We start from the raw sequence: 13,776 nt of genomic DNA on the forward strand, positions 1-13,776 counted from the left end.
CTGTCGGCCGTCCGCCTGCCCGATGCGACCACAATTGAGAATGACTCCCGACATTGTCTCTCGTTAGGTGGATGTAGCGGGGTTGCTCCCGGCACGCTCTGCGGCCGGACCGGAAGCAACCGACGTGACAGTCCAGCGACGGGAAACGGGGCCCACGCACAGATGTGGACGATTTCAGGGGCGGCTGCCCCATGAGCACCTATCGCCACAAGCGGGTCTTCGTGGTGGTGCCCGCCTACAACGAGGCGGGCACCATCGCCGCAACTATCCACGCCCTCCAGGCACAGACCCGGCCCGTGGACCGGCTGGTCGTGGTGCCGAACAACTGCTCAGACGACACGGCCGCGGTCGCGCGGGCGGCCGGGGCCGAGGTGTGGGAGATGCCCGGCCCGAACCCGCACAAGAAGGCGGGCGCCCTCAACTGGGCCGTCAACCTGCTGCTGCCGCAACTCCACGACCAGGACATGCTGCTGGTCACGGACGCGGACAGCATCCTCGCGCCCGGTGCGGTCGCCGCCGCCATCCGCGGACTGGAGCGCCGGGGCGTCGGCGCGGTCTGCGCCGACTACCGGCTGGACCGCCAGCCCCGGCTGCTGGACATCCTTCAGGGCAACGAATACGCCCGCTTCTCCCGCTGGGTCTGGCGCAAGGGCGGCCACGCCGTCGTCCTGTCCGGGGTGGCCACCCTGTTCCCCGTCCCGGTGGTCCGGCGGATCCTGGCCGCCCGCGCCGCCGGTGACCTGCCCGGCTATCGGGGCGAGTTGTACCACCGCGACCCGGCCACCGAGGACATCGAGATGACATTCGCGGTCCGGTCGCTGGGCTACCGCCCCCGGGTCGCCCCCGGATTCGAGGCCACCACCGATTCCATGCCGACCGTCCAGGCCCTCATCGCCCAGCGGGTCCGCTGGCAGCGCGGCATGCTCGACTCGCTGCGCCTGTACGGCGTGCACTGGTGGAACGCCGGCAACTGGCTGCGGCAGCTCGGCATCTACACCACTTCGCTCCTCGTCCCGCTCTACCTGGCCAGCCTGGTCGCGGGGTGGTTCCTGATCGGTTTCGTCCCGTGGGACCCCCGTTGGCTCGCGCTCACCGCCGTGTTCGTGCTCGAGCGCGCGCTGACCGTCCGCCGGCAGGGCCGGTGGGCACTGCTCACCGCCGCCGCGCTGCTTCCCGAGTGGTGCTACGAGCAGGTCAGGTCGTTCGCCTACTGGCGAGCACTGGCCGAGACCGTGCGCGGAACCGACCGCGTGTGGATCAATTCCTGAGAAGAAAGGCACTCATCATGTACCAGCGTGGATGCGCCGCTGCCGCCGCCGGCTGCTCGGCCTCCCTGCCCGTCACCGGCGTCAGCATCACGTGGTCGCTGGTGGCCGGCGCGACGCTCCTGATCGCCGGCACGGCCCTGCTCCGCCTCGCCCCGAGCATCCGGAGCCGTAAGGCCCGCGCCAGCTGATCTGTCCCTGCCGCGGCGCGGTGGCCCTCGGCGGCCGCGCCGCGGCCCCTGATCACCTCAACCGGTCAGGTCGACGCGCCAGTCGTTGGACCGCATCAGGTGCCCCGGCGGGTATTCGAACTCCGTCTCGCCCAGCAGCGTGAACCCGGCCTTGCGGCACACCGCGTTCGACGCCGGATGGTCCACCGACGGGTAGGCGTGCGCGAAGCGCCGGTCGCCGTGCGCCGCGGCCTCCGCGATCAGCGCCCGCACCGCCGCGCTCGCCAGCCCCCGCCCCTGGTACGCCGGCAGCACCGCCCAGCCCATCTCGTAGACCGGCTCGCCACGCCACTCCCGCGGCCAGTAGCCGACGCTGCCGACCTTCGTCCCGTCGGGCAGCCCGACGGTGAACATGTGCCCGCTGCGCGGGCCGGGGCCGCGCAGGTAGCGCTCGTGCCGGGCGAGGACCTGCTCGTCGGTCTCCGGGCCGCCGGTGTGCGCCCGCACCTCCGGCGCGTTGAGCTGCCGCAGCAGCGCCAGGTCGTCGGCGCTCCACCGCGTGAGGCGTACCTCGGTCATGCCGTCCCCCCTTCGTCCCCGCGCCGATTGAAGCAGCCGCCCCCGACACGCGTCCGCCAGATCCGATCTGGCGGCCTGTCGGCCGGCGTCTGGCGCCTGCGGGGTGAGGCCCGACACCAGCGGGGAGGGGAGCATGACGCCGTTGCGGCTCGCCGTGATCATCGGCAGCACCCGGGAGGGGCGGATCGGCGACCGGATCGGTCGCTGGTTCGTCGCGCAGGCACGCCGGCGCGACGGCCTGGCCGTGACCGTGCTCGACCTGGCCGGATACGACTTCCCGGCCAGCCTGCCGACCGAGCCCACGGAAGCGATGCGGTCGTTCGCCCAGGAGGTGAACCGCGCGGAGGCGTTCGTGGTGGTCACCCCCGAGTACAACCACAGCTTCCCGGCCTCGTTGAAACAGGCGATCGACTACGCCTACGACGAGTGGCAGGCCAAGCCGGTCGGCTTCGTGTCGTACGGCTGCCGGTCGGTCGGCCTGCACGCGGTCGACCAGCTGCGGACCGTGTTCACCGCCCTGCACGCGATGACCGTGCGGGACACCGTCGGCGTCGACCTGCTCGACGGCGAGCCGACGGGGCGGGCCGAGGAGCAGCTCCGGCAGGACGTCCGGGTGCTCCTCGACGAGCTCTGCTGGTGGGGCCTGGCGCTGCGCGAGGGCCGCGCGGCGCGCCCGTACGTCTCCTGAGAACACCGACGAAGAGAGGTAGTGATCATGGGTAACCGGAACACCGGCCCGGCCGTCGAGGCCGACGGCCTGGTCCGGTCGTTCGGCTCGACCCGCGCGCTCGACGGCCTGGACCTCCAGGTCCCCGCGGGCACCGTCTACGGGCTGCTCGGGCCGAACGGCGCCGGCAAGACCACCGCGGTACGGGTGCTGGCCACGCTGCTGCGCCCGGACGGCGGGCGGGCCCGCGTCTTCGGCCACGACGTGGTCGCGGAGGCGGACGCGGTCCGCGCCCGGGTCAGCCTGACCGGCCAGTACGCCTCGCTCGACGAGGACCTCACCGGGGCGGAGAACCTGGTCCTGCTGGGCCGGCTGCTCGGCCTGGGCCGGCCGGCGGCCCGGCAGCGGGCCGACCGCCTGCTCGCCGCGTTCGGGCTTACCGAGGCGGCCGGGCGGCAGGTGAAGAAGTACTCGGGCGGGATGCGGCGCCGGATCGACATCGCGGCCAGCATCCTCAACACCCCGGACCTGCTCTTCCTGGACGAGCCGACGACCGGGCTGGACCCGCGCAGCCGCAACCAGGTGTGGGAGATCATCCGGGCCGTGGTGGCGCACGGCACCACCGTGCTGCTGACCACCCAGTACCTGGACGAGGCCGACCAGCTCGCCGGGCGGATCGCGGTGGTCGACCACGGCCGGGTGATCGCGGAGGGCACCCCGGGCGAGCTGAAGTCGTCGGTCGGCTCCGGCACCGTCCACGTACGACTGCGCGACGCCGGCGAGCGGCCCCGGGCCGAGCAGGTGCTGCGGACGACGCTGGGCGTACCGGTGCAGTTGGAGGCGGACCCGGTGGTGCTCACCTGCCGGGTCGGCGAGGACGGCACCGACCTGGAGGCCGGCGAGCAGGCCGCGCGGGCCCTCGGCGAGCTGGCCCGGGCCGGCATCGTGGTGGACGACTTCTCCCTCGGCCAGCCGAGTCTGGACGAGGTGTTCCTGGCCCTGACCGACCACCGCGCCGTGACGACGGACGAGCGGGACGACGAACTGGAGGCAGCCCGATGAGCGAGACCGCGACCACGACCGGGCGGCCGCCGTCCGTCTACGTGCCGTCCGCCGAGGCGCTGGCGACGGTCCTCGCCCCGGGCGAGCGGCCGCCGAGGCCGGGCGCGCTGTCCGCGTCGCTGACCTTCGGCTGGCGGGCGATGCTGAAGATCAAGCACGTGCCGGAGCAGCTCTTCGACGTGACCGCGTTCCCGATCATCATGGTGCTGATGTTCACCTACCTGTTCGGCGGCGCGCTCGCCGACAGCCCGCGGGACTACCTGCAGTTCTTCCTGCCCGGCATCATGGTGACAAGCGTCGTGATGATCACCATGTACACCGGCGTCGGGCTGAACAACGACATCGAGAAGGGCGTCTTCGACCGGATCCGCACCCTGCCGGTCTGGCGGCCCGCCGCGCTGGTCGGCATGATCTTCGGCGACGTGCTGCGCTACGTGCTCGCCGCGCTGGTCATCCTCGGTGTGGGGCTGGCGCTCGGGTTCCGGCCCGGCGGCGGGCCGGTCGGCGTACTCGCGGGCATCGGCCTGCTGGTGGTCTTCTCGTTCGCGTTCTCCTGGGTGTGGACGTTCTTCGGCCTGGTGCTGCGCAGCGAGAAGTCGGTGATGGGGGTCAGCATGATGGTGCTGTTCCCGCTGACCTTCCTGAGCAACGTCTTCGTCGACCCGGCCACCATGCCGGGCTGGCTCCAGGCGTTCGTCAAGGCCAACCCGGTCACCCACCTGGTCGCGGCCGTACGCGCCGCGATGGGCGGGTCGACGGACGCCACGAACACCCTGTGGCTGCTGTTGTGGAGCGCCGGGTTCGTGGTCGTCTTCGGCACCCTGACCATGTACCGCTACAACCGCCGCTGACCCCGGGCCGGGGGTGCCGTCGCACGGCACCCCCGACCCCGGCTTCGGTCACCGGCTCCGCCCTCCGACCTGGGCGGCGGTCAGAGCCGCCAGGGCACCGGCTCGGGCGGCAGGTAGCGGCAGGCGCTGCCGGTGGCGACGGACTCGCGCAGGTGCGCCCCGAGTACCGGGTGGCGCTCGTCGATCCGGCGCAGGGTGTCCCGGATCCGGGCGGTCACCGCCTTGCGGGCCCGCTCCGCCTGGTCGCCGAGGCGACGGCTGCGGCCGGCCAGCCCGGCGGCGGCGCGCAACTGGTCGAGCAGCGCGGCGCGCTCGGCGTCGAGGGCGGCCAGCCTCGCTGCGTCATCGCGTACGGCGGCCCGGTCGATCTCGTCGTCCAGCCGCCGCAGGTGCTGCCGGTAGCGGGCCTTCGCCTCGTCGTCCAGCACGGGATCGCCGCCGAGCCGGCGGGCGGCGACGAGTTCCGGGCCGGCGGCGGGGTCGAGCAGCTCGACCGCGGGCACGTCGACGCCGGGCCGGCCCAGCAGCAGCCGCAGGTCGTGCAGGCCCTTGGCGTCGGGCAGGTGCACCACCGTGCCGCCGTAGGCGAGCCGCCACACGGCCCCGTCCCGCCGGAACTCGGGCACGACGGCAGCCCTCGCCGCACCGGCCGGGTCACCGCCGCCAATGCCGGGACCCGCGAGGCCCGCCCTCGCCTCGCCGGCCGACTCACCGCCCACAATGCCGGAACCCGCGAGGCCCGCCCCCGCCTCACCGGCCAGCTCACCGCCCACAATGCCGGAACCCGGGAGTCCCGGCCCCGCCTCGCCGGCCCGGCCAGCGCCGCCGGGACCGGCTGAGCCGCCGCTGCCCGGACCTGCTGGGCCGCCGGCCGGGGGACCCGCTCCGGCCGCGGCAAGCACCGCGACTGCCGGGCCGGCATCCGGTCGTCCTGGCCCGGGTGCGGCGGCGACGGGCATCTCACCCAGCCGGTGCAGGACCTGGGTCATGCCGAGCGCCCGCGCCTCGGCCGCCGTGTCGGCGCGCAGCCGGGCGGCCGTGGCCGCGTCGCCGGGCCGCCCCCGTGCGGTCAGGGCGGCCACCAGCCCGGCCCGGCTGAGCAGCGACCAGGGCCGGGCGCCCATCCGGTCGGCGGCGTCGCGGGCCGCCGCGTAGCCGGCGACCGCGTCGTCCCAGCGCCGCTCGGCGGCGTCGACGGCGGCCAGCCAGAGGTCGACGGGGCCGCTGATGTCGCAGCCGAAGAGCGCGGCCAGCCACCGGCCCCGGTGCGGCTCCAGCGCCGCCCGCGCCTCGGCGCAGCGGCGCGGGTCGCCGCCCGCTGCCGCCGCCTGCGCCCGCAGCCGCACCCACAACGGCGACACCGGACGGGGGTACGTGGTGCCGGCCGCCTCGATCCCGGTGGTGAGCCGCAGCACGGTCTCCGTGTCGCCCCGCTCGGCGGCCGTGATGGCCCGGAGCAGCTCCAGTTGCGGGTGGGAGGCCGCCTCCGGCCCGTCGAGCAGCGCCCCGGCCTCGGCGAGGCGGCCCCGGAGCAGCAGCAGGCACCAGCGCAGGTGCTGGCCCATGTAGGCGTGGTCGGAGTGCTCCCACTCCCCGTACCCGTCCATCTCGGCGAAGTGGGTGTCGGCGGCGGCGAAGTCGCCGCGGAAGCCGGCGATGATGCCGCTGTCGATGGCCGCCGCCATCCGCTGGCGGGCGACCTCGCCCTGCCGGCAGCCGGTGACGAAGGCGGTGAGTTCGTCCTGGTAGCGCGGGTCGCCCAGTTCCAGCAGCGCGACCCAGCGCAGCGAGGTCGCCCACAGCTCGGTCTCCCGGTCGCCGGTGCGGCGGGCCACCTCCCGGATCTCGGCGGTGACCACGGCCCGGTCCTCGGCGGTGCCGAGCCCCCAGGTGGTGTCGTGCCGGGCCCACAGGCTGAAGGTGAGCGCCTCGTCGTCGCGGCCGTGCCGGGCGAGCGTCTCGGTGGCGGTGATCAGGTCGGTGACCAGGGCCCTCGTCCCGCGCCCCGGCTCGGGCTCGCCGATCAACCGCCGGTACGCCTCGCCGACCAGCGCGTCGGCGTCGACGCGGCGGCGGGCGGCCGTCTCCTGGCGGTGGGCGGTGAGCGCGACGCGGGCCAGCAGCGCCGGCTCGTCGAGCGGGCGGGCCAGCTCCGCGGCGTCGAGGAGCAGCCGCTCGGCCTCCTCCTGGGTGCCCACGTGGTGCAGCAGTTGGGCCAGCTCCAGCAGCACCTTGACCCGGCGGGCCGGCTCGTCGGCGACCTCCAGCGCGCGGCGGAAGTGCTGCGCCGACTCCTCCACGGCCAGCCGGCCGCCGGCGTCCCGGGCGGCGGCGACCAGCAGCTCCACGGCGCGCGCCGGGTCGAGGTCGGCGCCGGCGAGCCAGGCGTGGCGGGCCAGGTCGGCCGGGATGAGCCGCTCGGCGAGCGCCGCCGACCGGTCGACGGCGCGGACGACGGCGGCGTGCCGGGCATGCCGCTCGGCGTCGGTCAACCCGTCGTAGAGGGTCTCCCGGACCAGGTCGTGGGCGAAGGCGAACCGGCCGTCGCCCCGGGGCAGCACGAGCCGGGCGGTGGCGGCGCGGTCGAGCAGCCGGTCCACCTGTGCGGCCGGGCCGGGTAGGCAGGCCGCGAGGACCTGGCGGTGGAAGTCGCGGCCGAGCACGGCGGCCACGGTGAGCGCCTCGACCACCGGGGCGGGCAACTGGTCGAGCCGGCGACGCACCGCCTCCCGTACGCCGGGTGCGATGGTGGTGGCCAGCCCGTCGGTGTGCCACAGCCGGGCGGTCTGCTCGACGAAGAACGGGTTGCCGCCGGTGCGCCGGTGCACCTCGTCGACGAGGTCGGCGCCGGGTTCACGCCCGGCGGTGCGGCGGATCAGCGCGGCCACCTCGTCGCGGGCCAGCCCGGTGAGGGTGATGGTGGTGGCCTTCGCGGTCAACGGCAGCAGCAGCGGCCGGAGCCGGTGGTCGCCGGACTCGACCTCGGCGTCGCGGTAGGTGCCGACCAGCAGGAGCCGTTCGAACCAGGTGTGCTGGGTGGCGAACTGAAGCAGCCGCATCGAGGCCGGGTCGGCCCAGTGCAGGTCGTCGAGGACGACCACGACGGGCCGGTGCTGGGCGACGGCCACCAGCGCGGTGGTCACTGCGTCGTGCAGGGCGAACTCCGCCTGGCCGCCGTCGTCGGAGGGCCCGTCCCCGGCCGAGTCGGCGCCGGCGCCCTCACCGAGCAGCGCCGCGAGCCCGGGCCCGGCGGCCTCCTGCGCGCGGGCCCAGTCGTCCGGCCGGCGGCCCAGGCGGCGCAGCACCTGCACCCAGGGCCAGTAGCCGGGGGCGCTGTCGGAGTCCCAGCAGGCGGCGCCGAGCACCAGCGCCCCGCGCCGCCGGGCCTCGTCGGCGGCGGCACTGACCAGCGTGGTCTTCCCGATGCCCGGCTCGCCGGTGACCAGGACCAGGCCGCCGTGGCTGGCGGTCACCCGGTCCACTTCGGCGCGCAGCAGGGCTGCGGGGTGCTCCCGCCCGATGATCGCCTCGCCGAACCGCGGCTCCATGACCTCCCGACGGTAGTCGACCGGTCCGACATCGCGGGACACGAGGAAGCTCAACCATGTGGTTGAACATTCGGGACGCAGCCGCTATGTTCAACCACATGGTTGAGGATCCGGTGGGGATGGACGCGGTGTTCCACGCCCTCGCGCACGAGGCGCGGCGCACCATGCTGCGCCGGCTCGCCGAGCGGGAGCTGACCGTCGGCGAGCTGGCCGCGCCGCTGGAGATGTCGCTGGCCGCGGCCTCCAAGCACGTGCAGGTGCTGGAGCGCGCCGGCCTGGTCACGCGGACCGTCACCGGCCGACGGCACGTCTGCCGGCTGGAGGCCGCCCCGCTCGCCACCGCCTCGGCCTGGCTGAACTTCTACCAGCGCCACTGGGCCGACCGGCTGGACGCCCTCGAAGCGCTGTTGACCGAGGAAGGGACCACCTCATGAGCACCGTGGTACGGCTGCACCGCGACCTCCCCGCCCCACCCGACAAGGTCTACCGGGCCTGGCTCGACCCCGACCTGCTGCGCCGCTGGATGGCGCCCGGCGGCCTGGCCGTGACCCGGGCCGAGGTGGAGCCCCGGGTCGGCGGGCGCTACCGGATCTGGCACGACGACGCGGGCACCGACGTCGGCGGGTTCGACTGCGAGATCGTCGAGCTGGAGCAGGACCGGCGCATCGTCTGGCGCTGGGGCTTCGTCGGCCCGCGGCGCGAGACGGAACCGCGCTTCGACTCGCTGCTCACCGTCACCCTGGCTGGCAACCCGGCCGGCGGGACCGCGCTCACCCTCGTACACGAAAGGCTCGACGACCTGGCCGCGGCGCTGCCGCAGGTGGCCGGCGGCGTCGGCGCCGGGTGGGCGTCGGCGCTCGACAAGCTCGCGGAGGTGGCGGCGTGAGGCTCGTGGTGGTCGAGTGGATGAGCCTGGACGGGGTGGTGCAGGCGCCCGGCGCGCCCGACGAGGACCCCAGCGGCGGCTTCGCGCACGGCGGCTGGCACCTGCGCTGGTTCGACGACAGCTCCCGGCAGTGGGTGGTCGACCAGCTCACCACCGCCTCGGCGTTCCTCTTCGGACGGCGCACCTACGACCGGTTCGCCGCGCACTGGCCGCACGTCACCGGGCCCGAGCGGGTGGTCGCCGACCCGTTGAACAACAAGCCCAAGTATGTGGTTTCGTCGAGCCTCACCGACCCCGGCTGGGCGGACTCGTCGGTGCTGCCGGACGTGCCGGCGGTGGCCGGGCTGCTCAAGGGGGGCGAGGGTGAGCTGCACGTGATCGGCAGCGCCGACCTGGCGGCCACCCTGCTCGCCCACGATCTGGTGGACGAGCTGCGGCTGATGGTCGATCCGGTCCGCCTCGGCGGTGGCAAGCGGATCTGGCCGGAGGACGGCACCCTGGCCGCGTTCCGGCTGACCCGCTGCGAACCGACCGGCACCGGGGCGCTGCTGCTGCACTACGCCCGTGACACGGACCGGGATCACGCCCAGGGCCATGACTAGCGGTGGAGGCAGCGGGTAACCGCGGCCCATGGGTAGCCACAAGCAGAACAAGCACGATCCGGGCGGCGAGTCGGCGCGGGCGGGGCGGAACCCGGGCAGCGGCGCCCCGGGCCGCCAGGGCTCGGGGATGGAACGCACGGGGAAGCGGCACCAGCTGCACACCGCCACCGGCGCCGGGGGCAGCGAGCGGGATCAGGGCCGGGCCAAGGTCGAGGGCGCGCAGCGCGTGCAGCGGCAAGGCAACAGTTGAGATGCCCGCGTTCCTGCTGCGGTCCGTCTACACCCGGGAGGGGATCGACGGGCTGACGCGCGACGGCGGCACCAAGCGTGCCGAGGTGGTCCGGAAGCTGGTCGAGGACGCCGGCGGGCAGTTGCTGTCGATGCACTTCGCCTTCGCCGACGACGACACCTACGTGCTGTGCGAGCTGCCGGACCACCGCACCGCCGCCGCGCTGGCCATGCACATCGGCGCGGCCCGCGGGCTGCGGACCCGGGTCACCCCGCTGCTGACCCCGGCCGAGGTCGACGAGGCGACCCGGACGCGGACCGACTACACGCCGCCGGGCGACTGAGCGTCAGCGCGCGTCGGTGACCACGTGCGAGCACGCCGGGCAGGCCGCCGGCCCCTGCTCGGCGAACCACCGGCAGGTACGCCGGATCGCGCACTTCGGCAGCTGCTCCGCACCCGGCTCGGCCGTCTCCGCGTAGGAGGCAGCCATCCGGGCGCCCAGGCCGCAGTGCTCGCCGGTCCAGAAGCCGCAGGACGAGGTGACGCACGGGCCGGCCAGCCGGAAGCGGGACTCGACCGGGGCGTCGGAGCCGCCGGCCGCGGCGAGCGCCACCTCGGCCGGCACCGCCGGCGTGACGTACGCGACCCGCCCCGCCGGAGTGATCATGCCGAGGAACACGGTGGCGTTCGCCGCCGGCGTGCTCGGACACATCCGCTCCGGCGGGTCGGTCCGTCCGACGACGTCGGTCACCGCTGCATCCAGAAGCCGATGTCGTTGATCTTCTGGCCGAGGTCCTCAGCGAACGGGCCGTCGAGCACCCAGAGGCCGTACCACTCGGGACGCAGCTTGAGGTTGCCGTGGCCGAGGGTGAGCGGGCTGCTCAGCTTGGCGTTGGCGGTGCCCAGGGCGGCCAGGCCGGCCTTCTGGATCTCGCCGGCGATGAGGGTCTGCTGCTCGGGGGTCAGGTCGACGCCGTCGACCACGAACCGGAACTCGTTGCGGGACATGTGTTTCCTCCGGTCACTCGTACGATTCGGTGCCCAGCCCGCGGCGCAGGCTGATCCGGGTGAAGGCCGCCCAGCCGGCGTGCGAGGCGGCGTCGGCCGGCTGCCCGGCCCGGGCGAGCGCCCGGCCGGCGTGCTCCGCCCAGCGGGCGGCGGTGGCGTCGCCGTCGCCCCACAGCTCCCGGCAGGCGGCGACCGCGAAGGCGACCTGCCCGGGCGCGCCGGTGAACCCGGCGGGCCCGTCGCCGACCCGGACCGTCCCGTCCGGCAGGACGCGCACGCTCGGGAAGTGGTGGTGCAGGCTGGCCAGGGTCGCCGTGTGGCTGGCGTCCCGCCGCCCCGCCGCGAAGCCGGCGCGCAGTTCGTCGTCGCGCCGGTAGCGGATCGCGTGCAGGGTGAGGGCGTCGCCGGCCGGCGCGACCCGGCCGACCACCTGGACGGGGGTGCTCCAGGCGCGGGGTGAGTTCGCCGACCAGAAGGCCAGCCAGGTGGCCAGCCGGGCGTGGAAGTCGGCCTGGAAGGGGACCGCCGCCGCGGTGCCGTCGGGAGCACGCAGCGCCGCGGTGGCGATCCGGTCCCGGGTGACCAGCGCGGTGGTGGCTCGGGCGGGGGTCGCCGCGGCGGCGGTCGGGGCGCCGGCCACGCCGGTCACGGTGACCGCCGAGGCCGCCGCCGCGCCGGCGAGCAGCCGCCGGCGTGAGAGCGGGTACGCGTTGTCGTTCATCGTCGGCCTTTCGTCGACGGCCAGTGCACCGACGCTATCGACCGAGACGAATCAGATGAACACTCCGCGTGACGGGAGGCCGACAGGAAGTCCGGGAATCCCCGGCGGCGTGAATGACCGTTCCTGTGCCGTCCGACATCCATTCACGGGCGGCGTCGGGCGCGCGTCGTCAGCCGCGCGCGGCGGCGGGCAGCGTACGCGCCGGTTGGGCGGGGACGGCCGCGCCCAGGCATGGCAGGGTCACCGTCACGACGAGCCCGCCGCCGTTGCGGGGCTCGGCGTGCACGGCGCCGCCGTGCGCCTGCGCCACCGCCCGCACGATCGACAGGCCCAGCCCGAAGCCCCGCCCGGCGCCGGCCCGGTCGCGCGCGCCGCTCCGCTCGGGATCCGGCCGGGAAGCGGCCACCCGGTCGTGGTGGAGCCGCCGGAACGGCTGGAAGATTGCCTCGATCTCGTAGCTGGGCACCACCCGTCCGGTGTTGACCACCACCAGGGTGGCGCGGCCGTCGATGGTGCCGGTGCTCACGTCGATCTCGCCGCCGGTCGGCAGGTTGTGCCGGACCGCGTTCTCCACCAGGTTCTGCGTCAGCCGCTCCAGCAGCACCGGGTCACCGGCCGTGGGGGCGGGCGCGAGCCGCCGGCGTACGGCCGGCCCGGGCGTGCCGGCCACCTGGTCGAGGAGGTGACCGGCGATCTCTGCGAGGTCGACCGGCGTCCGGTCGACCACCTGCTGCTCCGAGTCGGCCAGGGTGAGCAGCCCGTCGATGAGCCTCTCGTGGCGTTCGTTGACCGCCATCAGGGTCTCGCCGAGCTGCCGCAGTTCGGCGGAGGCCCCCGGCCGGGACATCGCCACCTCCAGCAACGACCGGTTGAGCGCGAGCGGGGTACGCAGCTCATGCGACGCGTTCGCCACGAACCGCCGCTGGCCGTCGAAGGACCGGTCGAGCCGCTCCAGCATCAGGTCGAAGGTGTCGGCCAGTTCCTTCACCTCGTCCCGCGGCCCGCGCAGCGCGATCCGCTCGTGCAGCCCCCGCCCGCCGGCGTCGGCGGCGGCGATCCGCCGCGCGGTGCCGGTGATCTGGTGCAGCGGCTGCAACGCCCGCCCGGCGATCAGCCAGCCGAAGCCGAGGGCGACCGCCGAGATCAGCAGCAGCGCGACCGCGCCCTGGGTGAGCAGCGACTCCAACGCGTTCCGCTTCGCCTCGTCCTGGGCCTCCTGGATCAGGATCCGCAGCTGATCGGCCGCGCCCACGCCGGGCAGCTTGCCGAACGGGGTCTGGACGATCTGGGCCTTCACGTCGGTCAGCGGCTCCCGCATCCGCTGGTCGACCAGCACGTACGTGACGCCGAGCAGGACCACGCCGGCGAGCAGCAGGAGCCCGCCGTGCACCAGGGTCAGCCGGGCCCGGATGGTCAGTCGTTTCATGGGATCTGATACCCCACTCCCGGCACCGTCTCGACCACCTCTGGGTCGCCGAGCTTGCGGCGCAGCTTCATCACGGTCACCCGCACCACGTTGGTGAACGGGTCGATGTGCTCGTCCCAGGCCCGGTCCAGCAACTCCTCCGCGGAGACCACCGCCCCGCCGGCCCGCACCAACTCCGCCAGCACCGCGAACTCCTTGCGCGACAGCGCGACGTACCGGCCGTCCCGGTAGACCTCCCGGCGCGCCGGGTCGACCACGATGCCGGCCCGGCTCAGCCTCGGCGGGACCGCCGGCCGGGCCCGCCGGGCCAGCGCGTGCACCCGGGCGGAGAGTTCGACCAGCGCGAACGGTTTGACCAGGTAGTCGTCCGCGCCGAGGGCCAGCCCCGCCACCCGTTCCCGCACGGCCGCGGCGGCGGTGAGCATGAGCACCCGGGTCTCGGCACCGCTGTCCACCACCGCCCGGCAGACGTCGTCGCCGTGCACCACCGGCAGGTCCCGGTCGAGCACCACCACGTCGTAGTCGGTGACGCCGAGCCGTTCCAGCGCCGCGTCCCCGTCGTAGGCCACGTCCACGGCGAACGCCTCCCGGCGCAGCCACTCCGCGATGGAGTCGGCCAGCAGCGTCTCGTCCTCGACCACAAGCACTCGCACGTCCCCCATGGTGCCGCGCCCACGGATAACGGCGGCGTTAACGCCGGCGGTTACGCCCGGGATACCGCCGCTGCGGTCGACTCGTCCGTATCGGCCGGCGATCGGCGCC

Annotated in this window: 17 protein-coding genes; 10 read left to right on the top strand and 7 right to left on the bottom strand. The window is 74.6% G+C overall.

Going from position 1 to position 13,776, the window contains the following annotated elements:
• Positions 1-191: 191 nt before the first annotated feature.
• Both NLX85_RS05840 and NLX85_RS05845 read left to right on the top strand, forming a co-directional pair.
• Positions 192-1,268, top strand: coding sequence for a glycosyltransferase family 2 protein (locus tag NLX85_RS05840; RefSeq protein ID WP_254331975.1), 1,077 nt, complete (start codon positions 192-194; stop codon positions 1,266-1,268).
• A 17-nt stretch (positions 1,269-1,285) separates the two neighbouring features.
• Positions 1,286-1,456 (top strand): hypothetical protein, encoded by a 171-nt coding sequence (locus NLX85_RS05845; RefSeq protein ID WP_254331976.1) that lies wholly within the window; start codon positions 1,286-1,288, stop codon positions 1,454-1,456.
• A gap of 57 nt (positions 1,457-1,513) precedes the next feature.
• Here the strand turns inward: NLX85_RS05845 and NLX85_RS05850 are convergent, their stop codons facing one another.
• Entirely contained in the window at positions 1,514-2,014 is a 501-nt protein-coding gene (locus NLX85_RS05850; protein ID WP_254331977.1) for a GNAT family N-acetyltransferase, read from the bottom strand.
• Between the two features lie 133 nt (positions 2,015-2,147).
• Here NLX85_RS05850 and NLX85_RS05855 point away from each other — a divergent pair, with 133 nt between their 5' ends.
• Genes NLX85_RS05855 through NLX85_RS05865 form a run of 3 tightly spaced genes read left to right on the top strand, consistent with a single transcriptional unit; the run spans position 2,148 to position 4,594 of the window.
• Entirely contained in the window at positions 2,148-2,702 is a 555-nt protein-coding gene (locus NLX85_RS05855; RefSeq protein ID WP_254331978.1) for an NADPH-dependent FMN reductase, read from the top strand.
• A 27-nt stretch (positions 2,703-2,729) separates the two neighbouring features.
• Positions 2,730-3,743 carry an ATP-binding cassette domain-containing protein gene (locus NLX85_RS05860; RefSeq protein WP_254331979.1) on the top strand — a complete coding sequence of 338 codons (1,014 nt, stop codon included), beginning with the start codon at positions 2,730-2,732 and terminating at the stop codon, positions 3,741-3,743.
• Entirely contained in the window at positions 3,740-4,594 is an 855-nt protein-coding gene (locus NLX85_RS05865) for an ABC transporter permease (protein WP_254331980.1), read from the top strand. Before NLX85_RS05860 ends, NLX85_RS05865 begins: the two co-directional genes overlap by 4 nt.
• Before the next feature lie 80 nt (positions 4,595-4,674).
• Here the strand turns inward: NLX85_RS05865 and NLX85_RS05870 are convergent, their stop codons facing one another.
• Positions 4,675-8,142: an AAA family ATPase gene (locus NLX85_RS05870; RefSeq protein ID WP_254331981.1), complete on the bottom strand. Its 3,468-nt coding sequence runs from the start codon at positions 8,140-8,142 to the stop codon at positions 4,675-4,677.
• 98 nt (positions 8,143-8,240) lie between these two features.
• Here NLX85_RS05870 and NLX85_RS05875 point away from each other — a divergent pair, with 98 nt between their 5' ends.
• Genes NLX85_RS05875 through NLX85_RS05895 form a run of 5 tightly spaced genes read left to right on the top strand, consistent with a single transcriptional unit; the run spans position 8,241 to position 10,202 of the window.
• Complete coding sequence (locus NLX85_RS05875; protein WP_254331982.1) at positions 8,241-8,576, top strand: helix-turn-helix transcriptional regulator; 336 nt, start codon at positions 8,241-8,243, stop codon at positions 8,574-8,576.
• Positions 8,573-9,028 carry an SRPBCC domain-containing protein gene (locus tag NLX85_RS05880; RefSeq protein WP_254331983.1) on the top strand — a complete coding sequence of 152 codons (456 nt, stop codon included), beginning with the start codon at positions 8,573-8,575 and terminating at the stop codon, positions 9,026-9,028. Before NLX85_RS05875 ends, NLX85_RS05880 begins: the two co-directional genes overlap by 4 nt.
• Entirely contained in the window at positions 9,025-9,630 is a 606-nt protein-coding gene (locus tag NLX85_RS05885) for a dihydrofolate reductase family protein (RefSeq protein ID WP_254331984.1), read from the top strand. Before NLX85_RS05880 ends, NLX85_RS05885 begins: the two co-directional genes overlap by 4 nt.
• A 28-nt stretch (positions 9,631-9,658) precedes the next feature.
• Positions 9,659-9,880 carry a hypothetical protein gene (locus tag NLX85_RS05890; RefSeq protein ID WP_254331985.1) on the top strand — a complete coding sequence of 74 codons (222 nt, stop codon included), beginning with the start codon at positions 9,659-9,661 and terminating at the stop codon, positions 9,878-9,880.
• Between the two features lies 1 nt (position 9,881).
• Positions 9,882-10,202, top strand: coding sequence for a GYD domain-containing protein (locus tag NLX85_RS05895; RefSeq protein WP_254331986.1), 321 nt, complete (start codon positions 9,882-9,884; stop codon positions 10,200-10,202).
• Positions 10,203-10,205: 3 nt separating this feature from the next.
• Here NLX85_RS05895 and NLX85_RS05900 read toward each other — a convergent pair whose 3' ends face one another.
• From NLX85_RS05900 to NLX85_RS05920, 5 genes are all read right to left on the bottom strand, one after another.
• The gene (locus tag NLX85_RS05900; RefSeq protein WP_254331987.1) at positions 10,206-10,610 is read right to left on the bottom strand and encodes a hypothetical protein; all 405 of its coding nucleotides are present in this window, start codon (positions 10,608-10,610) and stop codon (positions 10,206-10,208) included.
• The gene (locus NLX85_RS05905; RefSeq protein WP_254331988.1) at positions 10,607-10,867 is read right to left on the bottom strand and encodes a hypothetical protein; all 261 of its coding nucleotides are present in this window, start codon (positions 10,865-10,867) and stop codon (positions 10,607-10,609) included. Before NLX85_RS05905 ends, NLX85_RS05900 begins: the two co-directional genes overlap by 4 nt.
• Before the next feature lie 13 nt (positions 10,868-10,880).
• The gene (locus tag NLX85_RS05910; protein ID WP_254331989.1) at positions 10,881-11,588 is read right to left on the bottom strand and encodes a hypothetical protein; all 708 of its coding nucleotides are present in this window, start codon (positions 11,586-11,588) and stop codon (positions 10,881-10,883) included.
• Positions 11,589-11,757: 169 nt separating this feature from the next.
• Positions 11,758-13,014, bottom strand: coding sequence for a HAMP domain-containing sensor histidine kinase (locus NLX85_RS05915; RefSeq protein ID WP_254331990.1), 1,257 nt, complete (start codon positions 13,012-13,014; stop codon positions 11,758-11,760).
• The gene (locus NLX85_RS05920) at positions 13,011-13,667 is read right to left on the bottom strand and encodes a response regulator transcription factor (protein ID WP_254331991.1); all 657 of its coding nucleotides are present in this window, start codon (positions 13,665-13,667) and stop codon (positions 13,011-13,013) included. The genes NLX85_RS05915 and NLX85_RS05920 overlap by 4 nt, the downstream gene beginning before the upstream one ends.
• Positions 13,668-13,776: the final 109 nt, after the last annotated feature.

The organism is Micromonospora sp. A3M-1-15, assembly GCF_024213425.1.
In the GTDB taxonomy this organism is placed as follows: Bacteria; Actinomycetota; Actinomycetes; order Mycobacteriales; family Micromonosporaceae; genus Micromonospora; species Micromonospora chersina.